The 25,661-nt window shown below is 65.5% G+C and carries 28 protein-coding genes; 20 read left to right on the forward strand and 8 right to left on the reverse strand.

What is annotated here, in order from left to right; translation table 11 throughout:
- The first annotated feature begins 8 nt into the window (after positions 1-8).
- The 6 genes from OCK02_RS16420 to fae all read left to right on the forward strand — a co-directional run bounded on the left by OCK02_RS16420 (position 9) and on the right by fae (position 5,415).
- On the forward strand, positions 9-905 hold the full coding sequence (locus tag OCK02_RS16420; protein WP_263813988.1) for an NAD(P)-dependent methylenetetrahydromethanopterin dehydrogenase: 897 nt from the start codon (positions 9-11) through the stop codon (positions 903-905).
- Positions 883-2,010, forward strand: coding sequence for an ATP-grasp domain-containing protein (locus OCK02_RS16425; RefSeq protein WP_263813989.1), 1,128 nt, complete (start codon positions 883-885; stop codon positions 2,008-2,010). The genes OCK02_RS16420 and OCK02_RS16425 overlap by 23 nt, the downstream gene beginning before the upstream one ends.
- Positions 2,007-2,966 (forward strand): methenyltetrahydromethanopterin cyclohydrolase, encoded by a 960-nt coding sequence (mch, locus tag OCK02_RS16430; RefSeq protein ID WP_263813990.1) that lies wholly within the window; start codon positions 2,007-2,009, stop codon positions 2,964-2,966. The genes OCK02_RS16425 and mch overlap by 4 nt, the downstream gene beginning before the upstream one ends.
- The gene (locus OCK02_RS16435; RefSeq protein ID WP_263813991.1) at positions 2,959-3,891 is read left to right on the forward strand and encodes an ATP-grasp domain-containing protein; all 933 of its coding nucleotides are present in this window, start codon (positions 2,959-2,961) and stop codon (positions 3,889-3,891) included. Before mch ends, OCK02_RS16435 begins: the two co-directional genes overlap by 8 nt.
- Positions 3,888-4,751 (forward strand): triphosphoribosyl-dephospho-CoA synthase, encoded by an 864-nt coding sequence (locus OCK02_RS16440; protein WP_263813992.1) that lies wholly within the window; start codon positions 3,888-3,890, stop codon positions 4,749-4,751. The genes OCK02_RS16435 and OCK02_RS16440 overlap by 4 nt, the downstream gene beginning before the upstream one ends.
- Before the next feature lie 157 nt (positions 4,752-4,908).
- Complete coding sequence (gene fae / locus OCK02_RS16445) at positions 4,909-5,415, forward strand: formaldehyde-activating enzyme (RefSeq protein WP_230804172.1); 507 nt, start codon at positions 4,909-4,911, stop codon at positions 5,413-5,415.
- A gap of 246 nt (positions 5,416-5,661) precedes the next feature.
- Here the strand turns inward: fae and OCK02_RS16450 are convergent, their stop codons facing one another.
- Positions 5,662-6,363: a HisA/HisF-related TIM barrel protein gene (locus tag OCK02_RS16450; protein ID WP_263813993.1), complete on the reverse strand. Its 702-nt coding sequence runs from the start codon at positions 6,361-6,363 to the stop codon at positions 5,662-5,664.
- A gap of 29 nt (positions 6,364-6,392) precedes the next feature.
- Between OCK02_RS16450 and OCK02_RS16455 the strand changes: the two genes are divergently transcribed.
- Complete coding sequence (locus OCK02_RS16455; protein WP_263813994.1) at positions 6,393-7,460, forward strand: hydantoinase/oxoprolinase family protein; 1,068 nt, start codon at positions 6,393-6,395, stop codon at positions 7,458-7,460.
- A 290-nt stretch (positions 7,461-7,750) separates the two neighbouring features.
- On the opposite strand, the gene OCK02_RS16460 is transcribed toward OCK02_RS16455, so the two are convergent.
- From OCK02_RS16460 to OCK02_RS16480, 5 genes are read right to left on the reverse strand one after another with little or no spacing between them, the layout of a single operon-like run.
- The gene (locus tag OCK02_RS16460; RefSeq protein WP_263813995.1) at positions 7,751-8,314 is read right to left on the reverse strand and encodes a DUF447 domain-containing protein; all 564 of its coding nucleotides are present in this window, start codon (positions 8,312-8,314) and stop codon (positions 7,751-7,753) included.
- Positions 8,311-9,708: a DUF6513 domain-containing protein gene (locus tag OCK02_RS16465; RefSeq protein ID WP_263813996.1), complete on the reverse strand. Its 1,398-nt coding sequence runs from the start codon at positions 9,706-9,708 to the stop codon at positions 8,311-8,313. Before OCK02_RS16465 ends, OCK02_RS16460 begins: the two co-directional genes overlap by 4 nt.
- Complete coding sequence (locus tag OCK02_RS16470) at positions 9,701-10,252, reverse strand: flavoprotein (RefSeq protein WP_263813997.1); 552 nt, start codon at positions 10,250-10,252, stop codon at positions 9,701-9,703. Before OCK02_RS16470 ends, OCK02_RS16465 begins: the two co-directional genes overlap by 8 nt.
- Positions 10,249-10,887 (reverse strand): dihydroneopterin aldolase, encoded by a 639-nt coding sequence (locus tag OCK02_RS16475; RefSeq protein ID WP_263813998.1) that lies wholly within the window; start codon positions 10,885-10,887, stop codon positions 10,249-10,251. The genes OCK02_RS16470 and OCK02_RS16475 overlap by 4 nt, the downstream gene beginning before the upstream one ends.
- Complete coding sequence (locus tag OCK02_RS16480; protein ID WP_263813999.1) at positions 10,884-12,053, reverse strand: (5-formylfuran-3-yl)methyl phosphate synthase; 1,170 nt, start codon at positions 12,051-12,053, stop codon at positions 10,884-10,886. Before OCK02_RS16480 ends, OCK02_RS16475 begins: the two co-directional genes overlap by 4 nt.
- 233 nt (positions 12,054-12,286) lie before the next feature.
- Between OCK02_RS16480 and OCK02_RS16485 the strand changes: the two genes are divergently transcribed.
- The 12 genes from OCK02_RS16485 to OCK02_RS16540 all read left to right on the forward strand — a co-directional run bounded on the left by OCK02_RS16485 (position 12,287) and on the right by OCK02_RS16540 (position 22,431).
- The gene (locus OCK02_RS16485; RefSeq protein ID WP_263814080.1) at positions 12,287-13,435 is read left to right on the forward strand and encodes an ABC transporter substrate-binding protein; all 1,149 of its coding nucleotides are present in this window, start codon (positions 12,287-12,289) and stop codon (positions 13,433-13,435) included.
- 22 nt (positions 13,436-13,457) lie between these two features.
- Positions 13,458-14,432, forward strand: coding sequence for a YVTN family beta-propeller repeat protein (locus tag OCK02_RS16490; RefSeq protein WP_263814000.1), 975 nt, complete (start codon positions 13,458-13,460; stop codon positions 14,430-14,432).
- A 32-nt stretch (positions 14,433-14,464) separates the two neighbouring features.
- The gene (locus tag OCK02_RS16495) at positions 14,465-14,932 is read left to right on the forward strand and encodes a hypothetical protein (protein WP_230804152.1); all 468 of its coding nucleotides are present in this window, start codon (positions 14,465-14,467) and stop codon (positions 14,930-14,932) included.
- A 52-nt stretch (positions 14,933-14,984) separates the two neighbouring features.
- Positions 14,985-15,791 (forward strand): ABC transporter ATP-binding protein, encoded by an 807-nt coding sequence (locus OCK02_RS16500; RefSeq protein WP_263814001.1) that lies wholly within the window; start codon positions 14,985-14,987, stop codon positions 15,789-15,791.
- Positions 15,788-16,654 (forward strand): ABC transporter permease, encoded by an 867-nt coding sequence (locus tag OCK02_RS16505; RefSeq protein WP_230804147.1) that lies wholly within the window; start codon positions 15,788-15,790, stop codon positions 16,652-16,654. Before OCK02_RS16500 ends, OCK02_RS16505 begins: the two co-directional genes overlap by 4 nt.
- The gene (locus tag OCK02_RS16510) at positions 16,651-17,274 is read left to right on the forward strand and encodes a hypothetical protein (protein WP_263814002.1); all 624 of its coding nucleotides are present in this window, start codon (positions 16,651-16,653) and stop codon (positions 17,272-17,274) included. Before OCK02_RS16505 ends, OCK02_RS16510 begins: the two co-directional genes overlap by 4 nt.
- A gap of 189 nt (positions 17,275-17,463) precedes the next feature.
- Positions 17,464-18,504, forward strand: coding sequence for a cysteine synthase A (locus tag OCK02_RS16515; RefSeq protein WP_263814003.1), 1,041 nt, complete (start codon positions 17,464-17,466; stop codon positions 18,502-18,504).
- Positions 18,505-18,507: 3 nt separating this feature from the next.
- Positions 18,508-19,251: an alanyl-tRNA editing protein gene (locus OCK02_RS16520; RefSeq protein WP_263814004.1), complete on the forward strand. Its 744-nt coding sequence runs from the start codon at positions 18,508-18,510 to the stop codon at positions 19,249-19,251.
- A gap of 12 nt (positions 19,252-19,263) precedes the next feature.
- Positions 19,264-20,118, forward strand: coding sequence for a 3-mercaptopyruvate sulfurtransferase (gene sseA / locus OCK02_RS16525; protein WP_263814005.1), 855 nt, complete (start codon positions 19,264-19,266; stop codon positions 20,116-20,118).
- Between the two features lie 4 nt (positions 20,119-20,122).
- Entirely contained in the window at positions 20,123-20,689 is a 567-nt protein-coding gene (locus tag OCK02_RS16530; RefSeq protein ID WP_263814006.1) for a GNAT family N-acetyltransferase, read from the forward strand.
- Between the two features lie 149 nt (positions 20,690-20,838).
- A complete protein-coding gene (locus OCK02_RS16535; protein ID WP_263814007.1) occupies positions 20,839-21,891 on the forward strand; it encodes a phosphotransferase enzyme family protein in 1,053 nt (350 codons plus the stop codon).
- Positions 21,892-21,966: 75 nt separating this feature from the next.
- On the forward strand, positions 21,967-22,431 hold the full coding sequence (locus OCK02_RS16540; protein ID WP_263814008.1) for a DUF1203 domain-containing protein: 465 nt from the start codon (positions 21,967-21,969) through the stop codon (positions 22,429-22,431).
- A 120-nt stretch (positions 22,432-22,551) separates the two neighbouring features.
- Here OCK02_RS16540 and ald read toward each other — a convergent pair whose 3' ends face one another.
- Positions 22,552-23,670: an alanine dehydrogenase gene (gene ald, locus OCK02_RS16545; protein ID WP_263814009.1), complete on the reverse strand. Its 1,119-nt coding sequence runs from the start codon at positions 23,668-23,670 to the stop codon at positions 22,552-22,554.
- Between the two features lie 179 nt (positions 23,671-23,849).
- Between ald and OCK02_RS16550 the strand changes: the two genes are divergently transcribed.
- Positions 23,850-24,311, forward strand: coding sequence for an Lrp/AsnC family transcriptional regulator (locus OCK02_RS16550; protein WP_230804135.1), 462 nt, complete (start codon positions 23,850-23,852; stop codon positions 24,309-24,311).
- Here OCK02_RS16550 and OCK02_RS16555 read toward each other — a convergent pair.
- On the reverse strand, positions 24,273-25,562 hold the full coding sequence (locus OCK02_RS16555; protein ID WP_263814010.1) for a GGDEF domain-containing protein: 1,290 nt from the start codon (positions 25,560-25,562) through the stop codon (positions 24,273-24,275). The two genes, OCK02_RS16550 and OCK02_RS16555, sit on opposite strands and share 39 nt — an antisense overlap.
- Between the last annotated feature and the right edge of the window lie 99 nt (positions 25,563-25,661).

Below are 25,661 nucleotides of genomic sequence, written 5' to 3' on the forward strand. Positions count from 1 at the left end.
GCAGGGCAATGAGCCGGAAAACCATCCTCCACATGCTCACGCCGTTGAGGCAGATGAGCCCCTTTGATGTCAACATGGCGCTCGATGCGGGCTACGACCATGTCGTGCCCTATACGGACGTGACGCTCGCCGACGTGACCGGCCTCGTCCAGGACGCGATCTTCTCGCGCCCGCCGGATGCCGGCACCGCGACCGGCGTCTTCCTGGCCGGCCGCGATACGGTGCTGGCGCTCGACATGATCGACGCCGCAAAGAAGGCGATGGTGCCCCCCTTCGAGATTTCCGTCTTCGCCGACCCGGCCGGGTCGTTCACGACGGCCGCGGCCATGGTCGCCAAGGTCGAGACCGCGCTCGCAAAGCTGCATGGCCGCGGCCTTTCCGGAACGAAGGTGACGATCTTCGGCGCGACCGGCGTCGTCGGCTACTGCACCGCCGTGATCTCGGCCAAGGAGGGTGCGGAGGTCACGATCGTGGGTCATGACGGGCCAAGCCGCGTCGAGCAGATCGCAGAAGCCGTCAAGGCCCGCTTCGGTGTGACGGTGAAGGCGGCCGACGGTTCGACGGAAGAGAAGAAGGCGGCCTTGCTGCGCGAGACGGAGGTCATCCTGTCTGCCGCCAAGGCCGGCGTCAGGGTGATCTCGGCCGCGCAATTGCGGGCGGCGAAACATCTCCTGGTCGCAGCGGATGTCAACGCCGTGCCGCCGTCCGGCATCGAGGGCCTGACGGCCAATGCGAAGAGCGACAAGCTCGGCGAGACGGCGGCGTCCGGCATCGGTGCCCTCACCATCGGCAATCTCAAATACAAGACGCAGTCCGGCCTGTTCAAGCAGATGATCAGCGCCGAGAAACCGGTCATCTACGATTTTCAGGACGCTTTCGCCCTTGCCCGCAGCATCGAAAAATAGCCCCGCCATCCTGATCGCCGCCATCTCCGGCCGATCGCTTGCGGCAGCGGCGCGGCGCGCCGGCTACAGGCCGCTGGTGGCCGATCTCTTCGGCGATTCGGACACCGTCGCCCTCGCCGGGCGGACGGCGCTGCTCGCCGGCAGCATCCGCGCCGGGATCGACGGCGAGAAGATCGCCCAGATCCTCTCGGACCTTGCGCGGGACGAGGAGCCGGTCGCGCTGGTGTACGGCTCGGGATTCGAGCGTCGGCCCGATGTCATCGACGCGCTCGGACGCGTCCTGCCGCTCGCCGGCAACAGTGGCGCCGCGGTCAGGGCGGTCAAGGATCCCGTCGCGCTCGCGCAGCTCTGCGATGGCTTCGGCATCCGGCATCCGGCGATCCGGTTCGACGCCCCCGAGAAGCCGCAGCACTGGCTCGTCAAGCTCGGCGGCGGGGCCGGCGGATCGCATGTCCGGCCGGCTGCGTCCGCGCCGCTGGACGAGGGCCACTACTATCAGAAGCGTGTCCCCGGCCGCAGCATTTCGGCCCTGTTCCTGGCGCAGGACGGCGTTGCCCGCATCATCGGCTTCAGCCGGCAGTGGTCATCGCCCTCGCCGGCATCGCCGTTTCGCTATGGCGGCGCGGTGCGGCTGATGCGCTTCGACCGGAAGAAGAAGGAGCAGATCGGCCGCTGGCTCGACGGGCTGACGCGCCATGCCGGCCTCGTCGGCCTTTGCAGCGCCGATTTCATCGACGGGCCGGAAGGCCTGCACCTGATCGAGATCAACCCGCGGCCGGGGGCGACGCTCGATATCTTCGACAGCGACGCGGCACCGCTTCTCAACGAGCATCTGCGTGCCGTGCGCGGCGAGACGATCGCCGTGCCGACCTATCGGGGGGCCGCGGCTTCGGCGATCGCCTATACGCCTCGCCCCATCCCCCGGTTCCCCGAGATCGCATGGCCGAGCCTGACGGCCGACCATCAAAGCCCGGGTTCCGCGCTCGATACCGGTGATCCCGTCTGCACCGTGCTGGCGCAGGCGCGATCGGCTGCCGCCGCAGAGCGCGCCGTCAAGCGTCGGATCACCGAAGTGGCGGAATATTGGAGGGAGGGATTCCCATGAAGAACGGAAAGGCTCATCTCAACAGAAACGCGCAACGGATCGTCGACCAGTTGATCGCGGACGACGAGAGATACGGCATCGCCCATAGCCGCGGCCCGCTCGGGGAGCATCTGATCGATGCCGGGGCTGCGAGCGCCGGCGGGCTGGAAGCGGGGCTGCGGATGACGGAGATCTGCATGGGCGGCCTCGGCACGGTTTCGCTCGCGCTCGATCGCAACAACGAAAGGTGGCCGCTCAGCGTCACGGTCCACTCCTCGCAGCCGGTGCTTGCCTGCCTCGCCAGCCAGTATGCAGGCTGGCGCCTGACGCACGAGAAGTATTTCGCCATGGGCTCCGGGCCGGCGCGGGCGCTGGCGCGGGTGGAACCGTTGTTCGAAGAGATCGCCTACAGCGAGACCGATGCTCCCTCTTCCGTTCTCCTGCTGGAGACGGACAAGCCTCCGCCGGCGGCCGTCGTCGAGAAAGTGTCGGCGGCGACGGGCCTGGCGCCTGACGCGCTGACCTTCATCTACGCCCCGACGCAAAGCCTTGCCGGCTGCGTGCAGATCGTCGGCCGCTCGCTGGAGGTGGCCCTTCACAAGGCGCACAGCCTGCATTTCCCGCTGGACAATATCGTCGATGGGACCGGCTGCGCACCGGTTCCGGCACCCCATCCCGATTTCCTGCAGGCGATGGGACGGACGAACGACGCGATCATCTATGGCGGGCTGGTGCAACTGTTCGTTCGCGGCAGTGCGGCTGCTGCGCGGGACCTCGCCGAGCAACTGCCGAGCAGCAGGTCACGCGACTACGGACAGCCCTTTGCGGAGATCTTCAAGACGTTCAAGGGCGACTTCTACGCGATCGACCCGCATCTCTTCAGCCCGGCCGAAGTGATCGTCACGGCCATCGAGACGGGCGAAACCTTCCGCGCGGGAGAATGGAACAGGCAGATGCTGGAGCAATCCCTTGGCTGAACAGGTGCAGACGTCCGACAAGATCCTCATCGTATCCGACAAGGCAGACAGGCAGGTGAAGCAGTTGCGGCGCGCCTTCAGGGAGCGCGGCGCGGAGACGATCTTCTGCCCGCTCGCCGATATCGCCTTCGACACCCGATATCCCTCCGGCATCGCCATTCCGGACCTCGACGGCGCCCTGCCGGCCGGCGTGATCGTCCGTTCGATCTCGGCCGGCACGTTCGAGGCGGTCACGCGGCGGCTCGGCCTCCTGCACGCCCTCGCCCATCTCGAGGTGCCGGTCTGGAATTCGGCCAAGGCGATCGAGCGCTGCGTCGACAAGTCGACCACCACGTTCTTTCTGGCCAATGCGGGGATACCGACGCCGGAGACCTTCGCCGTGGAAGGTCCCGGCAATGCGCGGGCCATTGTCGAGCGCGAGATATCCGGCGGCCCGCTGGTGCTGAAACCGCTGTTCGGCTCGCAGGGGCGCGGGATCAGGCTCGTCCGGTCGATCGAGGACCTGCCCGACCCCGACGAGATCGACAACGTCTACTATCTGCAGCGCTTCGTCACGCGGAGCGGGCCACCCTACCGTGACTACCGGATCTTCGTCAGCAACGGCGAGATCCTCGGCATGATGGGACGCTGCGCCGACGGCTGGATCACCAATATCGCCCGGGGCGCGACGGCGGAGCCGGTCACGGGGCCGTTGCGCCAGAAGCTCGAGGAACTCGCGCTTGCCGCGACTGCGGCCGTCGGCGCCGATTTCGCGGGCATCGACATCGTCCAGGGGTGCGAAGGCAATCTGCTCGTGCTGGAAGTCAACAGCATGCCCGCCTGGACCGGCCTGCAATCCGTCGTCCCCGTCCGCATCGCCGATTGCATCGCCCGGGCGATGCTCGCGCTTGTCGACCCGGACATGAAGCAAAGACCGGCCGCATGACACCGACGCGGCAGCAGATCCGGACCGCCTACCTCGATGCCTGCCGCGCCGAGATCGACGCATTGAAACCCGGTAACGTCCACCGCTTCGCCGACGGCCACCGCATGAGCGCGGACCAGTTCCTTCAAAGCGCTGCCGTCAGCGCGCCGTGGATCTGCGAGACGCGGGCGCCGGTCGGCCAACGCATTCTCGGCGCGGTCACGGCCACGCGCGAAAGGGTGGGAACGAACACCAATCTCGGCATCCTGCTGCTCTGCGCGCCGCTCGCCAAGGCGGCCGCAGATGCAACCACGGATTTCCACGAGGCCCTGCGCCGGACGCTGGAGGACATGGATGCGGACGATGCCGGCAACGTCTTTGCCGCGATCCGGCTCGCCAATCCCGGCGGGCTGGACGCGGTCGAGGACCAGGACGTCAGCCGGGAGCCGACGGTCTCGCTGATGGAAGCCATGGGCATGGCGGCCGATCGCGACATGATCGCGCGGCAATATACGACCGGTTTTGCGGACATTTTCTCCGGCGGCCTGTCGGCCTGGCAGGCCGCGACGGAGCGCGGCGAGGACGGCATGTGGCCGACCGTCTTCGTCTACCTTCACTTTTTGTCGACCTTTCCCGACAGCCATGTCGGGCGCAAATTCGGCGGCGAACTCGCCTGCGCCATCAGGAGCGAGGCGGAGACGATACACCGGAAAGTCGCGGACGAGCCGAGCCTGTCGGGGCGGGAGGCGGTCCTGCTCGACTTCGACCGGCGGCTGAAGGACCGGGGCATCAATCCGGGGACCTCCGCCGACCTCACGGTCGCGACACTTTTTGTCCGCAGCATCAAGTCCGGCTTGCATAACCACGACTTAAATGCTTGAATTTGGCCGGCGAACATACTCATTCGCTGCTATCTGGCCAACCGACCCAGTCAAGGGTGCTGCGAACAAGGATAGCTGTCCATCGAGCCTCTCGTCTCATGGTACGGCTTCTTTGGACAAAACATTTTTGACATGCGGTACAAGGGAGGAATTGGCCGTGGCAAAGATCAGCAAGGTAATGGTTGGTGAGTCTCTCGTTGGCGAGGGAAATGAAGTTGCGCATATCGATCTCCTGATCGGCCCGCGCGGAAGTGCGGTGGAAACGGCTTTCTGCAACGCGCTGACGAACAACAAGGACGGGTTCACCTCGCTCCTGGCGGTGATCGCGCCGAACATGGCGTGCAAGCCCAATACGATCCTGTTCAACAAGGTCACCATCAAGGGTGCCAAGCAGGCCGTGCAGATGTTCGGCCCGGCGCAGCACGCGGTGGCCAAGGCCGTGCAGGACAGCGTCGCCGAGGGCATCATCCCCGTGGAAGAGGCCGACGACGTCTTCATCTGCGTCGGCGTCTTCATCCACTGGGAAGCCGACGACGACGCCAAGATCCAGGAATACAACTACAAGGCAACGAAGGAAGCGATCGAGCGCGCCGTCACCGGCAAGCCGACCGCCGCCGAAGCGACCGCCCAGCGCGACAAGGTCAAGCACCCGTTCAGCGCCTAGACAGGAAGCAATCCCGCACAGAGCGAGCCCCCAGTGGAAACAGGTGGCCTGTTGCGCCGATTGTCGAGACTTCTTGGCTTCAACTGAACACCGTCGTCCGGCACCGGCAGGTGGCGGCGACGATGCTTCGGCCTCGGGCCGGAAGAGCGGGCGGGGCTCGAGCATGAGCCCTGCCCCCATCGACAGGACCCCGACAATCCCGGAAACCCTACGGAAAAAGGCACGCTCCTTTTCTTCCGAACGGCTCTATGCGTCCATGAAGGTGGAGATTTCGGCGGCACCGAGTTCGCCGCTGTGCAAGGATGTCGCCACGAGCGCCCCCGCAATGCCGATGTCGGCGAGCCGTTCCAAGTCGCCTGCGTCGCGAACCCCGCCGGCGGCGATGATCTCGCGGTTTCCGGCGACACCCCTGACCGCTTGCAGGCGCTCGAAATCGGGACCGCGGCGCGCGCCCACCTTGTCGAGGGTCATCACGATCACCCGCTTCGGCCAGCGATCCGGCTGCGAAAGGATGGCCGTCGGCCCCATCAGGGCGTCGTTGCGAAAATCGAGGGAGAGGATCAGCCTCGGATGGGCACCGAGTGCCTCCAGAAGATGGGTATCCTGCTGGCTTTCCGAGCCGAGGACCACGGAAATCTGCGGATCGGCAAGCGCCCGTTCGATATCGCCTGCGTCCCGAAAGCCGGCATCGAGCCAGACCGCGGGCTCTGGCTGCAGGGAGGACAGCGCACCGGCGTTCGCAAGCGGATCCGAGCCCGTCTCGATGGCGTCGAGATCGGCCATGTAGAAAGCCGGGAACGGATGGATTTTCCGCAACCCCTCGGCAACGTCCCTGATCGCCGCGGTCGGGCTCAGCGGTGTCTCGATCGGCCTGTAGGTATCGCGCAAGCCCATCCGGGCACGCATCACGCAACCGTCTTTGACGTCGAGAACTGGAATGATAAGCAATGGTTGAACCCCGGCAAAACGATGAGCGCATGAAAGCCCGAACTGCAGGCAAAGGAAAGGACACAGTTTTCGGCTGGGACATCGGTGGCGCGCATCTGAAGATGGCGTGGGCCGAAGGCGGCCGGATCGCGCAGGCCCGGACCCTCAAGGCGTCGATGTGGCTCGGGCTCGACCAGGTGCGCGAGGCGCTCGGCCCATTGCGGCCGCTCTTCCAGAGGGAAGCGGCCCATGTCTTCACGATGACCGGCGAACTGTCGGACGGCTTTCCGTCACGGGAGGCCGGCATTGCCCAACTGCTGGACTTCATCGCCACGGAATTCGGCCGCGACGACGTGTGGATCTATGCCGGACGCGCCGGTTTCGTGGCGCTTGACCAGGCCTACGATCTCGGCCCCGACATCGCCTCGGCCAACTGGCATGCAACGGCCGAACTGAGCGCCGCCATCACCGGCGACGGCCTCTTCGTCGATATGGGTTCGACGACGACCGACATCCTGGCCTTCCGCAACGGGCGTCTCTGCAATGACGGCTATTCCGATGCGGAACGTCTCCTAACGGGCGAACTCGTCTATACGGGCTTCACCCGCTCGGCCCTGATCGGGATCGCCGAACGCGTTCCCGTCCGCGGCACGATGACGCCGCTGATGAACGAATATTTCGCCAACACCGCCGATCTCGGACGTATTCTCGGAACGCTCGACGAGGCCGACGACCATTATCCCGCCGCCGACCGCAGGGACAAGTCGCCGGCCGGCTCCATCGGCCGGATCGCCCGCATGGTCGGCCGCGACAGTTCCGACCTCGACGAGGGCGAATGGATCGATATCGCCCGCTGGTTCGGCGAGCATCAGTTGCGCATGATCTATGACGGCGCCTTCAGGGTGGCGGCCAAGGCCAGGCTGGACGCGCGCGCGCCGGTCGTGGGGGCCGGGATTGGCCGGCAGCAGATCATGCAGCTCGCAAGGCGGCTGGAGCGCCCCTATGTCGATTTCGGCACGCTTGTCGAAGCCGCATCGGAAGCGGCAGGCAACGAGGCAAGCAAGGCCGCGCCGGCCGCCGCCGTCGCCCTGCTCTGGTCTTCGCGCCGGGCGTCGTAATACCAACCTGCAGTGATATTGACCGATTGCGCCGGAGCGATTTTGGCCTACGGCCAGGAGAAAACCTCAGTCGGACCTGTCGGTCCGGCGAGGATTTTCGACGCCGTCCGCAGGCCAAAAGCGCCCGGCCCTCCGGGTGGGCCGCCTGTCGGCCACCGGCGGCGTCGCAATCCTCGACCGATGCCCAGGCATCGCTCTGCGGTATGCTTCTTGCCGGATGACCGCAGGCGGTCCCACGAAATCGGTCAATATCACTGCAGGTTGGTATAACGCCGGCGTCCACGGCCGCCTCATCGCCCGGCGCGGTGCTCGTTCACCCGTTCCATCAGCCAGTCCCAGGCCTGCCGCTCATCCGGTCCCGAGGTCTTGTCGATGGCGATCGTCAGATAGGCGATCTCGGCATCGATCTTTTCCTTCGGCAGCATATGCAGCCTGCTGACCAGGATCGCGAGCTCCAGGACGGCCGCCCTGGCGCGGTTCATCCCGGTAAAGGGCGCATGCGTGGCCTCGGCAACCACCTTGCAGAAATAGCGGGGACGCATCTCGTCCTGCGTGACGGAGACGACCTGCAGAACCGAATGGCTGAGTGCCGCCGCAAGGCGCGGGACCGGGCAATCCTCCACCGCGACCACCGGCCACTCCCGCCGCCCGGTGAGGCAGCCCGCGAAGATCCGCATGTCGTCGGTATAGTTTGCCACGGCGAACGGCACGGCGGACAGGTTCTCCAGCGTCGTGGAGGGTCGGAACGGCGCGATCACCCATCCATCGTCCTCAGCGATGATTCCGAGCGGCGCGATATGCACCCTGCCCCCGGCGCTGACGGTGGTCACGATCGTTTCGCGGATATAGGTCATGCGCCGTCCTTCCTCGCCCGCAGCGTATGCCCGGCCTCGGCAAGGCGGGTGCGGTCCTCCCGCGTCCGCGGGCTCGCCACGCCCCAGGCAAGGGTTTCGTCCTGCGAATAACGCTTGCCCAGCTTCCAGGCCATTTCCGCCTTCATCAGTTCGGCTCCGAGATAGAAGGCATGTGCGCCGTCACTGGCCACATCGAGGTGTGGAAAGAGTTCGAATGCGTCGCTGGCCGTCCAGTGCCCGCGATTGTTGAAGATGTGAACGCCGTCCGGCGCGGTCATGATGCGAAAGTTGCCGTCGCGGACGGTTGCGGCCAGAGCGTCGATATCGGCGACGCTGCTGGCAAAGGGCGAACGGTCGTGGACCTGCAGCAGGCCGAGGTCATAGCCGCGCGGCAGCGCGTGATCGTGCCTGGCGGCGAACATGATGCGCCGCGCCAGGTCATGCTCCTCCACCGTGCGCACCGTATGCGGACTGACGTTGACGACCAGCACGTTTGCGATCGCTAGCTCCGAACAGAGGCCCGTCAGGATCGCCGTGACCCCGGACGAATCCGCATCGGTCAGTTCGGTCAGGTTGCCGGTGCCCATCATCATCTCGACGTCCGGCCAGCGGCGGCGCGCCTCGACGAAACGCCCGAGAGACGCGGCGAAGCCGAAATGGATCGGATCGAGAACGGGATCGGCGATGAAGGACAGGCCGGCCTTCCGTGCCGCATCGATGGCGCGGCCGAGCGAATCGAGATCGCCGGGCACGGCCGGAACCAGAACCGGCGTCGCTTTCGACCCGGCGGCGATGGCGATGGTGTTCTCATTGAGGCTCAGGAGATAATCGACGCCCGCGCGGGCGGCGAGCGCCAGTTCATCGGGATCGGCGGAATCGACGCTGACGCAAAGCCCTTCGGCCTTGAGCCGCCCGATCGCGTCTGCCAGATGGACGAAGGGCGTGTCGGGAAGACAGCCGAGATCGATCACGTCCGCGCCGGCAGCGGCAAGGGCCCTGGCGCGTTGCAGCAGGTCGTCCAGCGAAAGCGTCGATGCGTCGACGATCTCGGCGAAGATGCGCATGTCGTGGCGCGAGAGGTCGGGCGGCTTTCCGGCGCGGCCGAGATAGGCGGGCAGATCGGCCACCTCGTCCGGTCCGCGGACGAACGGCATGCCGAACGCGTCGCCCAGGCGCTCCAGCTGCCCGCGAAAGCGGCCGGGCAGCACCACCCGGTCCGCCTTCAGCGGCCGCGGCAGGCGCCTTATCACGATTTCCTCCGTCATCAGGGCTGCGACCTTCACGCCGATATCGATGATGTCATAGGTGAAGGGCGTCGCTCCCAGCCCGGCGAGAACGTTTTCCAGCCTAGCCTTCGCCAGGTGCCCGGTCAGAAAGACGAGATGCTCAGCCACGGCCCTCGACCTCTCCCTTCCGGCGCGCCACCGCCAGCTTCAGATCGGCAAAGGATTCGACGACTTCGGTCAACGGGAAGGTCTTGAGGCGCTCGGTGTTTTCCAGGTCGATCGGCCGCGGATAGACCTTCACCATCCCGTGCGGCGCCATCGTCTCCAGTTCCGGCGCGGTATCGCAGGCGAAGACGATCGACGGCAGGCGACACTTGCCGGCCTGCGCATAGACATTGGTGGCGATCGTGTCGGAAATGCCGGCCACGCATTTGGCCACCGTGTTCGACGTGGCCGGCGCGATCACCACGCTATGGTAGACGCCGTGATAGAACTCGCCGACGGGAACCGCGCTCGCCGTCTTGTCGTGGAGCACCCGCGTCGTCTCGGAAAAGTCGAGCTTCAGCCCGTACATCCTCAGCACCTCGTCCGCGGCCTTCGTCACGAAGACGTCGCAATGGTCGAGCGTGCGAATGAGCTCGAAACATTCGATGAAGAAATGGCCGGATCCGGTCAGGACCCAGGCCCAACGCGGCGTCTGCAGCCGCGTCATCGGGTTTCTCCTCCTCCAGCCGTCGCGCGCAGTCCCACGCGGATTCCCGGTATGCGGCTCATGGGCAGTGCCGCCAGCTGCGAGCGCAGCGACGATGGTCCGGCAATATGCAAGCTTGTTTCCTCCCCAAGCAGTTCCGGCAGCATGGCATCCACCACGCCCATGTCAACCAAGGCCGGCAAGCCCTCGGGAAGACCTTCCGGATCGACCTGCTTGCACAACAGCAGCTGCCGGCTGCCAATCTGCCGGCACAGCCAGGCGGCGAGCGAATCGGACGTGACGTTCCAGGATGGCGCGATGTCGGCCTTGCGGGTCATCTGCGAGGCAAGCCAGACGGGCACGCCGCCTTCCGCAAGGATCGCCTCGAACTCGTCGAGCGAACGGGCCGGCTGGAGGCGCGGATGACGCTCCGCGATGACGATGCCGAACTGCTCCATGGCGAGGATGGCCATCTCGTGCGCCGCCGCATCCGAAAACCGCATCTCCCCTTGCGCCGAACGCACCTGGTCGGCAAACGGACCGCCACCAGGCACGATCACCAGCGGCAGGGTCGCCCCCGCCAGCACGGCGATCCATTGCTCCATCTCGACGCGGCCGGCCGTGCTTCCACCCAGCTTGACGACCAGCGGCATCATCCGCCTTTCCTTCCTCCATCGGCCGAAGCGACGACGCGGAGCGGGATCGACGACCGCTGGCTGTCTCTTTTCCGCTCGATCTGCACGCCCACGCCCCCCGGGCCGAGTTCCAGCTTCTCCGCCCGCACGATCACGCGGGCGACGCGGGGATTTTCGAGGATGAAGGCCGCCGTCTGCTCGACGAGCGTCTCGACCAGATCGACATGGCCGCGCCCGACAATGGCGCGGATACCGTCCATGATGAGGTCATAGGAGACGATGTGGTGCATGTCCTTCGGATCGCGGGTCACGCGCAGCACGTCCGCCGTCACGTCGAACCGCACCTTCTGCGGCTTGCCGTGTTCGAAGCTGTAGGCGCCGATATGGACGGGCAGCACGAAATCGCGCACAAAGATCTGGTCCGTGCCGAGATCCTCGTCGGCCGAACCGGGGAAATAGCCGCGCGCCGCGAGAAGGTTGAGATCGACGCCGGGAGATTTTTCGGCCGGCCGTTCGTCGGGGATGAGGGCGCGGATCTTCGCCGCTGCCCCGGCGTCGATCGCGGCATTGCGGGACAGGCCTTCGCAGAGCGCGCCCCGGAAGCCGAGATAGTCCGGCCCGGCCGGCAGCAGCCGCGGAATGTCCGGCGCCTCCAGCGATCCCGCAAGACCGACCATCAGGCCGTGCCGGTGCCCTTCGGCGACGAAATCCGGAATATGATCCGGCGGCATGTAGTCCAGCAGCCGCCCCTTCGACTTGTCGTCGGTATCCAGCATGATGCCGTAGAAGCCGGCCCTGGCGAAGGATGTCATGACGGTCTCCTCGTATCGATGATCGGCAAAGAGGACGGCGACCAGCTTCTTGCGGCCGGCGACATCGGCCAGGGCTTCCGCGCCTTCCGCGATCGGAGAGGACGGGAGAAATCCGATCTTGATGAAATCCACGCCGGTCGCTGCGATCTCTTCCACTTTTGCGCGCAATGCCGCGGGGTCGCCGGAGAACTCCCCGCACGCCGCGCTGACGAGCCGCTTGCCGGCGACGAAGGCGACGACGTCGGTGATGTCGCGGATGTCAGCCGCCCCCAGCGCGCCGCGGGCCGGGTCCTTGAGATCGATGATATCCGCGCCCGCCTGCAGAGCGATCTCCGCCTCCCTGCGATCCCGGACGCTCGCCAGCATCAACGTCATAGGATGCCTCCCGACACACCACATCGTGTCCGGCCGTGACCAGAAAAGATGAGTGCAAGTATTGAGATTATTTTGGATTTGGTTACAAACATCGTGGGCACCTTATCTGTACAGCGCAACCGTCTTCTCCGAAGACGAGCGAAGGACGTGGTATGGACATGAAGAGTACGGTGCCGAATACTCTCCTATTTTTTCTCGCCTGTTTTTTCCTGCTCGTCAATGCGCCTGAACCGATGGCGCAGCAGAAACCCGCCGCCAAGCCCGTGACGGAAATCCGGATCGGCTATCTCAGGGCCTACGAGCCGCAGTTGGCCCTTTCGGTGCTGGATATCCCCCCGGAGGATGAAGGCGTCGCCGGGGCGAACGTCGCCATCAACGACAACAACACAACCGGAAGCTTTCTCGGCCAGTCCTTCAGTCTGGACGTGGTCCAGACGAAGCTCGACGAGGATGTCGTCCCGGTATTCAGGGAAATGTTGGCGCGCGGCGAGAAATACGTGCTGACCGACATCTCGGCCAGCCAGTTGCTCTCCATCGCCGATCTCGCCAGGGAAAACGGCGTACTTCTCTTCAACGTCGGTTCCACCGACGACGTCTTGCGCGAGCAGGAATGCCGCTCCAACGTCTTCCACACGGCACCGACGCGCACGATGCTGGCCGACGGCCTCGCCCAGTATCTGGTCTGGAAGCAGTGGCGCACCTGGGTGCTTCTCTACGGTTCGCACGAGCCGGACCAGCTCTATGCGGATGCGATCCGGCGGGCGGCAAAGCGCTTCGGCGCCAAGATCGTCGAGGAACGGCTCTACGAGGACACCGGCACGGCCCGCAGGACCGACAGCGGCGTCGTTCAGGTGCAGCGGCAGATGCCGGTCTTCACGCAGAACCTGCCGGCGCACGACGTCGTCATCGTCGCCGACGAGAGCGAGGTCTTCGGCAGCTATGTCCCCTACCGGACCTGGGATCCGCGGCCGGTCGCCGGGACTGCCGGCCTCATCGCCTCCTCCTGGCATCCGGCCAGCGAGCAATGGGGCGGCTCGCAGATCCAGGGCCGGTTCGAAAAGGCCACCGGACGGCGCATGCTCAGCAAGGACATGCAGGCCTGGACGGCCGTCCGCATCCTCGGCGACGCGGCGACGCGGACCAGCAGCAACGACACCGCAAAGATCGAGGCCTTCATCAAGGACGAGAATTTCTCGCTGGCCGCCTTCAAGGGCCAGAAGGTGGGCTTCCGCCGGTGGAACTGGCAGCTTCGCCAGCCGATCTTCCTCGGCGATGGCCGCGGCGTGGTCTCCACCTCGCCGCAGGAGGGGTTTCTTCATCAATTTTCCGAACTCGACACTTTGGGGGTGGACCAGCCGGAAACGGCCTGCAAACTGAATTGATAAAAGGGAATGGGAGGAAAGAATGAACAGACTTGCTTACCTGCTCGCGGGAACGATCGCGACTGTCATCCAGACGGGACCGGCCTGGGCCAATGCCGTCTACGTCTCCAACGAAAAGGACAACACCGTCACCGTCGTCGATTCCAAGACGATGGAGGTGACGAAGACCATCAATGTGGGGCAGCGGCCGCGCGGCATCACCATTTCCCATGACGGGAAGCATCTCTATGTCTGCGCCAGCGACGACGACACGGTCGAGATCATCGACACGGCCACGCACGAGATCATCGGATCGCTGCCATCCGGCCCGGATCCGGAGCTGTTCGTGCTCTCGCCGGACGGCAAGACCCTCTACGTCGCCAACGAGGACGACAATCTCGTCACCGTCATCGACGTCGAAAAAAAGCGCGTGATCACCGAGATACCGGTCGGCGTGGAGCCGGAGGGCATGGGCATCAGCCCCGACGGCAAGACCATGGTGAACACCTCCGAGACCACCAACATGGCGCATTTCATCGACACCTCGAGCCATGAGATCGTGGCCAACGTGCTCGTCGATTCGCGCCCGCGCTTCGCCGAGTTCACGCCGGACGGCTCGCAGGTCTGGATATCCGCCGAAATCGGCGGCACGGTCTCCGTCATCGACAATGCGTCGAGGGAAGTCGTCGAGAAGGTCACGTTCGAGATCCAGGGCCTGCGCTCGGAGGCCATCCAGCCGGTGGGCGTACGGATCTCCGCCGACGGCAAGAAGGCCTATGTCGCGCTCGGCCCGGCCAACCGGGTGGCCGTCGTCAACACCGAAACCTACGAGGTCGAGAAATACATTCTCGTCGGGCAGCGTGTCTGGCAGCTGGCGTTCACGCCGGACGGCAAGCATCTGATCAGCACCAACGGCCTTTCGAACGATATCACCTTCATCGATACCGCGACCGACGAGCCCATCAAGTCCGTCACCGTCGGCGCGCTGCCCTGGGGCGTGACGGTCGCCCCGAACTGATCCGTATTTTCAATTTTCAATGGGAGGAAACCATGTCGAAATTCAAAGTCATTGCCTTTGCCGCACTCGTAGCCGGCGCACTTTCCATGCAGCATCCGGCCCTTGCGCAGTCCGACGATGACGACGATGACGACGACGCGCCCAAGGTCACGCGGGCCAGCCAGAACGTTCCGGAACTGATCCTCGGATCGAAGGACGACAACTTCGCCGTCAACCAGAAGGACTTCGAGCTCATCGCGGGACAGGGCTACCGGTGGAAGATCACCTCTGCGGCCGGCCTCGAATACAAGTTCCTGACCGATCTGTTCCGCAATGTCTGGATGAACCAGATCGTCATCAACGACCTCGAGATCCACATGAACGGCGCCCCCGCCTGGCTGGAATTCGATGCGGAGGGAACGATCAACGTGCAGTTCACGACGGTGCGGCCGGGTGAATATACATGGTCGGTCCCCGATCTCGCGGACAAGGGCATGACCGGCAAGATCATCATCAAGTAAGGTCAGTTCCGGCAGGCTGCGGCCAGGCCGCAGCCTGCAAGAGGCACATTCGATGAAACTGCAATCGCGTTCACCCGAAACGCCCCGAACCGAGGAGAGAGCGGCAGCCGCCGCTCTCGAGCTCGCTTCGGTCAGCTACAATTACGGACAGAGAAAGGCGCTCGACGACGTCTCGTTTTCCATAGAGCCGTCGCGGTTCACCGTGCTTCTGGGGCTCAACGGCGCCGGCAAGACGACGCTGTTCTCGCTCGTCAGCCATCTGTTTTCGCCGCGGACGGGCCGCATTCGCGTCTTCGGCCATGATATCGACCGGAATTCGGGGCAGGCGCTGAGGCGTCTCGGCATCGTCTTCCAGGCCCGCACCCTCGATCTCGACCTCACCGTGCGGCAGAACCTCCTCTACCACGCCGCCCTGCACGGCATCGGAACGCGCGTGGCGCGGCAGCGGATCGACGAACTGCTCCATTCGATCGACCTCAGCGACCGCATCGAGGAGAAGGTGCGCGGCCTTTCCGGCGGGCAGGTCCGCCGCGTCGAGATCATCCGCGCCCTGCTGCACCGGCCGTCGCTGCTGCTTCTCGACGAAGCGACGGTGGGGCTCGACATCAAGTCCCGCGCGACCATCCTGAAGGACATCCGCGCGCTCGTGGAGCGGGACGGGATCAGCGTGCTCTGGGCGACCCACCTGATCGACGAGATCGGCCAGGCCGACCAGGTTCTCGTTCTCGACAAGGGGAAACTGGTCGCCGACGGCCCGGTGGCGACCATTCTGTCGAACACGGGAACGGAGACCATCAACCAGGCCTTCTCGAAGCTGACCGGCATCACGGACATGAACGTCCGGGGAGGAAGGCCATGACCGACGCGACCGACGTCGCCGGCTTGCCGCGGGAGAAATGGACGGGCTTCACAACCAGCCAGTACATCGTCTGCCTGAAAGGCATTCTCGTGCGGGAATGGCTGCGGTATCTCTCGCAGAAGGAGCGTTTCGTCTCCTCGCTGGTCCGCCCCCTGCTCTGGCTCTTCATCTTCGCGGCCGGCTTCCGGCAGGTGCTCGGCGTCTCGATCATTCCACCCTACGAGACCTATGTTCTCTACGAGGTCTACATCACGCCCGGACTGTGCGGGATGATCCTTCTCTTCAGCGGCATGCAGTCCTCGCTATCGATGGTCTATGACCGCGAGATGGGCAACATGCGCATCCTGCTCGTCAGCCCCTTTCCGCGCTGGTACCTGCTGGTGTCGAAGCTCCTGGCGGGGGTCGGCGTCTCCCTGCTGCAGGTCTACGCCTTCCTGGCGATCGCCTGGTTCTGGGACGTCAAGGCGCCGGTCGCGGGCTATGTGATGATCCTGCCGGCGCTCTTCCTCGCGGGATTGATGCTCGGAGCGCTCGGCATGCTGCTGTCGTCCCTCGTCAAGCAGCTGGAGAATTTCGCCGGGATCATGAATTTCGTGATCTTTCCGATGTATTTCGCGTCCTCCGCGCTCTACCCGCTCTGGCGGGTCCAGGAGTCGAGCCCCCTGCTCTACAAGATATGCCTCCTGAACCCGTTCACCTACGCGGTCGAACTCATCCGGTTCGCCTTCTATGCGCGCATCGAATGGACATCGCTTGTCGTCGTGATGGCTGTCACACTCGCCCTGCTGGGCGCAGCCATCCTGGCCTACAATCCTGCGCGCGGCCTGACCGTCCGCAAGCAGGACATGGGAGGAAGCCAATGAACCGGTTCATTTTTCTCGTTCCGCTGCTCGTCACCCTGTCGGCGCCGCCGGCGGTTCGTGCCGCGGCAAACACCGATCCGGACTGGCCGTGCATCCAGCGCAAGGTGCCCGAACTTTCGATCGCGCAGGTGTGGAACGGCGAGGCGATCCCCGAGAGCGCCAAGGACTGGGGAAAGGATGCGCGGCTGTCCGATCTCGCCGCCGAGCTCACCAAGCGCAGCAATGCGATCGAAAATGCGCGCAAGCAGGTTTCCGACTTTGCGGCGACACTGCCGCAGGAGCAGGTGCACGAAAAGCTGGAGCAGCTGTTCATGGCGGTGTTCGACAGGATCAACATCGAGCGCGGCCAGATCATCTCCGGCATCGCCCGCTATGCGGGAAAGCAACGGGACCTTGCGGCGGATATCAGGCGGAAGGCCGCGGAGATCGACAAGTTGCACGCCACGCCCGATACCGACCCGACAGTGCTCGCCAGGCACGACCAGCAACTGGCATGGGAGACCCGCATCTTCGAGGAGCGCGTCCAGTCGCTGACCTTCGTCTGCGAGGTCCCGACGCTGATCGAGCAGCGGCTCTACAGCCTGTCGAAGATCATCAACGAGGCGATGCCGAAGGACTAGGGTCAGGACCTCCCGAAATGCGGCGGGTCACGGTCCTGCATGCCGGTGATGGCTCCGGGGCCGGCGGTCGCTCGGCCAAAATTTGTCTCCAAGGCCTCGAAACGGCGAACAGATTTTCTTGCAAACCATTGCTTGCGATCCGAAAAGTCGCTGCCTAATCTAGGACGTCAAAGTGCGAGGTCGCGGACAATGGCAATTCTTCCTTCGGTATTGGACGCAATCGGCAACACCCCGCTCATCAGGCTGAAGCGCGCCTCGGAGGCGACCGGGTGCACCATCCTGGGCAAGGCGGAGTTTCTCAACCCGGGCCAGTCGGTGAAGGACCGCGCGGCGCTCTCGATCATCCGGGCGGCGGAAAAGGCCGGACAGTTGCGCCCGGGCGGCATCATCGTGGAAGGCACCGCCGGCAACACCGGCATCGGCCTTGCCCTTGTTGCGCAGGCGCTCGGCTACCGCACCGTCATCGTCATCCCGGAGACGCAGAGCCAGGAGAAGAAGGACGCGCTGCGGCTGCTTGGCGCGGAACTGGTCGAGGTTCCGGCCGTTCCCTACAAGAACCCCAACAACTACGTGAAGCTGTCCGGCCGGCTGGCCGAGCAACTGGCGGCGAGCGAGCCGAACGGGGCGATCTGGGCCAACCAGTTCGACAACGTCGCCAACCGCGACGCCCACGTCGAAACGACGGCGCCGGAGATCTGGCGCGACACCGACGGCAAGGTGGACGGCTTCATCTGCGCCGTCGGTTCGGGCGGGACGCTTGCCGGCGTCGCCGCCGGCCTGCGCGCCAGGAACCCGGCGATCAAGATCGGCCTTGCCGACCCCGACGGCGCCGCCCTCTACAACTACTATGCCCATGGCGAGCTCGCTTCGTCGGGAAGCTCGATCACCGAGGGCATCGGCCAGGGCCGGATCACCGCCAACCTGGAGGGCTTCACGCCCGACTTCTCCTACCAGATCCCTGATTCCGAGGCGGTTCCGCTGGTCTTCGACCTGATCGAGCACGAGGGCATCTGCGTCGGCGGTTCGACCGGGATCAACATTGCCGGCGCCATCCGGCTGGCAAAGGATCTCGGCCCCGGCCATACGATCGTGACGATCCTGTGCGACTATGGTAACCGCTACCAGTCCAAACTGTTCAACCCGGACTTCCTCGATTCGAAGGGCCTGCCGGTACCGGCATGGCTGAAGGCGACATCGACGATCAAGGTCCCCTACCAGGCTGTTGCGTGATCGATGACGAAGCCCGTTGCCGCGCTCTTCCGTGACGATTTCTATCTTTCCACCGCCGAGGCCATCGTCACGGCGGTTCACGAGGACGGCGGCATCGAGTTCGACCAGACCTGCTTCTATGCCACCTCGGGCGGGCAGCCGGGCGATACCGGCTTTCTCGAGCGCGCCGACGGCAGCCGGATCGCGCTGGGCCCGACCGTGCACGGCCCAACGAAGGACATCATCCTGCACCGCCCGCTCGAGCCCGGCCTGCTTCCCGCCGTGGGCGAGACGCTGGTGCTGCACGTGGACTGGCCGCGCCGCTACCGGCTGATGCGCATGCACACGGCCTGCCACCTGCTCTCCGTCGTCTGCCCCTTCCCGATCACCGGGGCGGCGGTCGGCGAAGACGAGAGCCGCGTCGATTTCGACATGAGCGAGACGATCGACAAGGACGAGGTGACGGCGCGGCTGATGCAGCTCGTGGACGAGAACCACCCCGTCTACGTCCAGTGGATCACAGACGAAGAGCTTGCCGCCAATCCGGGCATCGTGAAATCGAAGAACGTGCGCCCGCCGATCGGGCTCGGCCGGGTCAGCCTCGTCTGCATCGGCGAGAACTCGGCGGTCGACAGCCAGCCCTGCGGCGGCACGCATGTCTCCGAGACGCAGGAGGTCGGGGCCATCCACATTTCGAAGATCGAGAAAAAGGGCAAGGAGAACCGGCGCTTCCGCATCAAGTTCGGCGCGCCCGATCCTGCGCCTTGAGGAGAAGCCTTCGTGACCGCCGAAAAGAGCAAGTTCGTCGTCAGTGCCGACTGGGTCCAGAAGCAGCTGGGCGCTCCGGAATTCCGGATCATCGACGCTTCGTGGTACCTGCCCGCGCAGAACCGCAACGGCGCTGCCGAATATGCCGCCGGGCATCTGCCCGGGGCGGTCTTCTACGACCAGGACGCGATCGCCGATCACTCGACCGGCCTGCCGCATTCGATCCCCTCGCCGGAGGATTTCGCCGCCGCGATGGAAAAGTTCGGCATCTCCGACACCGACACGATCGTGGTCTATGACGGCCCCGGCATCTTCACCGCGCCGCGCGTGTGGTGGCTGCTGCGAACCATGGGGGCTGAGAACGTGTTCGTGATGGATGGCGGCCTCGACGGCTGGAAGAAGGAGGGCCGGCCGCTGCAGACCGACCTGCCGGAGCCGAAGCCGGGGCATTTCCGGCCGCGGTTCAAGGCGGACGCGGTCACCTCCTTCGACGAGATGTTTGCGATCGCCTCGACGGGCGGCCGCCAGATCGCCGATGCCCGCAGCCTCGGCCGCTTCGCGGGCGAGGAAGCCGAACCGCGCGCCGGCATGCGCTCGGGCCACATGCCCGGCGCCCGCAGCCTTCCCTCGGGCGTCTTCTCGGTCGATGGCCGGCTGAAGGACCTCGACGCCCTGAAAGCGACATTCGAGGCGGCCGGGATCGACCTCGACCGGCCGGTCGTCACCACCTGCGGCTCGGGCCTGACCGCGGCGATCATCACGCTGGCGCTGCAATCGCTCGGCCACGAGAACAACACGCTCTATGACGGCTCGTGGTCCGAATGGGGCGCGCGCGAGGATACGCCGGTCGTCACGGGGCGGGGCTGAGCCGATGGCCACCGCTGCCAGGCCGGCACCGCTGCCGGTCCACATCACCGAACTGCGCATGACGGCGCCGCCCAAGCAGAGCCTGCCGATGCCGGTCAACATCCAGACCGCGATCATGCGCGTGCCGGAGATCCCGGCCGCCTACTATCGCTTCCTTTACACCCAGGTCGGCCGGCGCTGGCACTGGGTCGACCGGCTGCGGATGGACGACGCCGCACTCTCGGCAATCCTGCACGACAAGCGCACCAACGTCACCGTGCTCTATGTCGACGGCGCGCCGGCGGGCTTCTTCGAGCTGTTCCAGCACGATGCCGAGACGACTGAGCTCGTGCATTTCGGCTTGTTCGAGCGGGCGCTCGGGCTCGGGCTCGGCAAGTGGTTCCTGCTGCAGACGCTCTATGCCGCCTGGGCCTCCGAGCCGAGGGCGCTGGAGGTCACCACCAACAATCTCGACCATCCCCGCGCTCTGCAGCTCTACCAGATGTTCGGCTTCTCGCCGGTGCGCACCCGCGACGACGTCGTCATGCCCCTGTCGGACGCCGAACTCCTCGAACTGGCGCGGCGCGGCTGACGGATCCCGCTTCTCCTTCGGCCAGGGTTTCCGGAAAGGCGGGGATGCTTCGGCTTGCGACTGGAAACGCGGACCGGTTTGAGCCATATACGGGCGCCGCCATCGGGATGCCGCCCGACGGCAGCCATAACAGGATCGTTCCCCTTCGCATGAAGAGCGCCCATCCCAGTATCAGCGAACTGCTCTCAGGGCACGCCGTCGTCCTGCACAGGAAGTGGCGTTTCCACCTGCAGAAGCGGATCGTGAAGCTCGAGGGGCAGACCTACGTTCTCTACCGCTTCCGCTTCCGGCGCGCCATGGCGCGGTTCGAGGAGGCGCTCGGCCGGCTCGAACGGGCGGGACTTTCCGTCCAGAGCATCTGCGCGCGGACATCGAGCCCCGGCGAACGGCTGCGCCACGGCAACTGGCTGGCGCTTTCCTACCTGCCCGGCCGGCCGTTGGAGCGGCGACCGGACGCCGGGCGCCTGATCTCGCTGGGCAAGACGATGGCGCGCCTCAATGCGCTGACCGGCGAACCGCGCCGCGCGCTGTTCCAGCACCGGCATCCGACCTTGCCGCACGAGGCCTATCTGGCAGCCGAAGACAGGTTGACCGAGGCCCAGCGGGACTGGATCCGGGCAAGCCTGGCGCGGCTCGAGACGCTTTCGGCCACGCAACTGACGCATGGCGACCTCTACGGCGACAACATCATCGTCGATGCCGACGGCTCCGTGGGCCTGATCGACTACGAGCTCATGGCCTACGACCTTGCCGGCATCGAGCTGGCGGCGACGCTGCTGCGGCCGTTCTGCCGAAGCGAGCGGACGCGCCGGGCGCTGCTGCGCGCCTATTTGGCCTCCTGCCCTAGAAGGCTGCGGCGGGTCTGGCGGGAGAACAGCGGCGACTTCGTCTTTGCCGCCGCCGCAAGGCTGGCGCTGGCGCGACAGGACCGGGTCAGCCATATCGAACGCCAGGAGCGGTTCCTCGCCCTGCGCCGGTTGCTGCCCTTCGGCCCCGACAAGGCCGCCTATGACCGGGCACGGGAGAGCCACGACAAGATCGTGCGCGCCGCGCAGCGAAACGAGGCCTATTATCGGAACGTGGCGCGGGTCATGGTCGACATCTGCATCCGGCGCCCGGGCATCGGGCCGGTCTCGCTCCTGAAAATCTGCGACCAGCGCTACCGGAAAGTCCGAGGTGCGGCCGCCCGCCGCCCACACTGAAGCCGGGTGCCGGAATCGGGTGTCGCCGGAATGGGATCGGGAGCATCCTTGCTCCACGTCCACCGGAGAGCCACAATGCCCGTCCAGTTCCTTCCCCTTCCGACCGAGACCGCAACCGCCTATTGGAACGGCGGCCCGGATGCCTATGGCATGGCGCCGGAGCGGGCGGTCTCCGACGGCGACGGCGTGCCCTGCCGGCACTGCCTCAGCGGCGTCATGGCCGGAGAGACCTATCTGATCCTCGCCCACCGCCCCTTCCCCGATCTGCAACCCTATGCGGAGACCGGCCCGATCTTCCTGCACGCGGCACCCTGCCCTGCCTATGCCGGGCCCGGGCTGCCGCCGATGCTGGAAAGCCGGGACTATATCGTCCGCGGATATGACAACCGCGACCGCATCGTCTACGGCACCGGTGCCGTGATCCCGACCGGCGAGATCGCCGGCTATGCCGAGGCGCTGCTGGACCGGATCGACATCGCCTATGTGCATGTGCGCTCGGCGCGCAACAACTGCTACCAGTGCAAGATCGTGCGCACCTGACGGCCGTGGCCCGTCGGGCCCGGCACTCGGGCCGGGCCGGCATGCCGTTCCATACGAACGGCCCCGGAGGCTATTCCTCCGGGGCCGGTTGCCTTGGTCCGTATCATTCCGGACGGCGTCTCAGGCGACGTTGAGGACAGCCTCCGGTGCTGCCATCTCGTAGCCCAGCGCCTCGGCGACGGCCCTGTTGGTGATGCGGCCGCGATGGACGTTGAGACCGGCGCGCAGGTGGCGGTCCTCGGCGATCGCCTTCAGCCCGCGATCGGCCAGTTGCAGACCATAGTGCAGGGTGGCGTTGTTCAGGGCCTGCGCGGAGGTGATCGGCACGGCGCCCGGCATATTGGCGACGCAATAGTGGATGACGCCGTCGACGTCGTAGGTCGGCTCCGAATGGGTGGTGGCGTGCGAGGTCTCGAAGCAGCCGCCCTGGTCGATCGCCACGTCGACGATCACCGAGCCGCGCTTCATGCCCGACAGCATCTCGCGGCTGACGAGCTTGGGGGCGGCAGCGCCCGGAATCAGCACCGCGCCGATGACGAGATCGGCCGCGAAGACCTCCTCCTCCAGCGCGTCAATCGTCGAATAACGGGTATGGACGCGACCGGTGAAAAGGTCGTCCAGCTGGCGCAGGCGCGGGATCGAGCGGTCTAGGATGGTGATGTCGGCGCCGAGCCCCGCGGCCATCCTGGCGGCATGCAGGCCGACGACGCCGCCGCCGATGACGGCGACCCTGGCGGGCTCCACGCCCGGCACGCCGCCGAGCAGGATGCCGCGGCCGCCATTGGCCTTCTGCAGCGCGGTGGCGCCGGCCTGGATCGACAGGCGACCGGCCACTTCCGACATCGGCGCCAGCAGCGGCAGGCCGCCGCGCTCGTCCGTTACCGTCTCGTAGGCGATCGCCGTCACGCCGGACTGCAGCAGGCCCTTGGTCTGTTCCGGATCGGGCGCTAGGTGCAGATAGGTGTAGAGGATCTGGCCGTCGCGAAGCTGCGCCCATTCGGAGGGCTGCGGCTCCTTCACCTTCACGACCATGTCGGCCTTGTCGAAGATGTCGCGGGCGGTGGCGACGATCTTCGCGCCGGCGGCGCGGTAGGCGTCGTCGTCTGCGCCGATGCCGGCGCCGGCCTTCGTCTCGACGATCACCTCGTGGCCATGCGCCACATATTCGCGCACCGCACCTGGCGTCAGGCCCACACGATATTCATGGTTCTTGATTTCCTTCGGGCAACCGACACGCATGCTTGCGTTCCTCTCTCGCTGGCAGCCAAATCCCGAGGCTCACGGCCTCGCCCGCCACTCCCTGCGGGCGGACAATTGGAGCAGAAGTGCAACGCAATGTCCTTGCGAAGACGGTTGGATTTCTTGCGATTTTCCATTTATCCTTGCGCCCAAACTGGCTTCATTCGAAGGAAACTGCGTTGAGCGCGCTCGATTCGATAGATACTGCCATGCTGCGCCTGCTTCAGCAGAACGGGCGCATCTCGAATGCGGAACTTGCCGAGCGCGTCGGCCTGTCGCCGTCCGCCTGTTCGCGCCGGCTCGACATCCTGGAAAAGTCCGGCGTCATCAGCGGCTATCATGCGCATCTGTCGCAGCAGGCGCTCGACTACAAGATGATCGCCATCGTGCACATCTCCCTGTCCGGCCAGTTCGCCAAGACGCTGGCGGAATTCGAGGCGGCGGTGAAGCTCTGTCCGAACGTTCTCGTCTGCTACCTGATGTCGGGCGAGTACGACTACATCCTGCGGATCGCGGCGAAGGACCTGGCCGACTACGAGCGTATCCACCGGGACTGGCTGTCCGCCCTGCCCCATGTGGTCAAGATCAATTCCAGCTTCGCCCTACGCGAAATCATCGACCGTCCGAACGTCGGCTTCTGACGGGTCCCTGCCGACGACCCTGTTGCGGCCGCCGCGCTTGGCGGCATAGAGGCGGCCGTCGGCGGCGGTGAGCAGCGAAATCAACGTCGTGCCGTCGTGATCGCTGCTTGCGACGCCGATGCTGACCGTCACCGGGCGACCGTCCGGGCGGACGATCTGCGCCTCGACGGCGCGGCGGATCTGCTCGGCGCGCGCCACCGTGTCGCCATGGGAAAGCCCTTCGCACAGGACGACGAACTCCTCGCCGCCGAAGCGGTAGACCCGGTCGCCGCTGCGCATGCTCTGCTGCAGCGCGGCCGCCGTCGTCTTCAGCACCTGATCGCCGGCCAGATGGCCGAAATCGTCGTTGATCGTCTTGAAGTGATCGGCATCGACAATCATCAGGCTCGTCGTCGAACCGGCCATGACCGATGACTGCAACAGGCGCTGCCCCTCATATTCCAGCCTGCTCCGGTCCCAGAGGCCGGTCAGCGCATCGCGCCCGGACCGGTCGAGGAGGTCCTCGTAGCGCTCGCGGAAGGTCAGGTCGTTGAAGATGTCGGCGATCGGGCGCGAGGAGACGGGAATGGCGGAGATGCGGGCGAGGCTAAGGTAGCCTGTCGTCAGCGTGGCGAAGACCAGCGTCGCCAGCATCTTGGCGATCCACCCGCCCCACAGCACCGTCGGCGGGGCGGCGTTCAGTATATGCAGGACGGTGAAGAAACCGAGCTGGTCGAAGGTCAGGACGACGGCGCCGGAGAAAAACAGGCGCGGCCAGATCGGCATGCGCTTCGACCGGCCGAGCCGTTCGTAGATCAGGATGATGGCGAGCGCATCGATGTAGAGCAGCGTCGTGCCCCACAACATCAGCCAGCCCATCTCGTCGATGAAGGAGAGGTCGACCACCCGCCCCGGCACGACGCTGACGGTGTCATGGTGCTGCAGGATCAGGGCGAGCAGGACCGTCAGGAAATTTCCGGCGAGAAGGCCATAGATCGGCGCGCGGACGATGCCCGCATCCTCCTTGATGTAGAGCAGCAGGATCATCATCAGCTTGCCCGAGAAGAGGATGGACGAGCCGGGCGAGAGCACGCCGAACGGAAGCTCCACGTAGAAGACCGCGGCGAGATAGGTCTCCAGGAAGTGCATCACGCCGAGGGCCGTGATGAACACACCGATGCCGATGCGATGACGCTGGTGGAGCAGTGTCACCATGAAGGCGAAATAGACGAGCGCCTCCACGAAGAACAGGATCAGGTTGTTGAATTCCATGCACGTACCTGCATCAATTCTTCGCCCCGCGCCGACGCTATCCGCGAAACGGGCGGCAAAGATAGTCTTAAATCTTAGGGGTCTGGACCCTCGCCTATC

The organism is Rhizobium sp. TRM96647, from assembly GCF_025780115.1.
Lineage (GTDB): Bacteria > Pseudomonadota > Alphaproteobacteria > Rhizobiales > Rhizobiaceae > Mycoplana.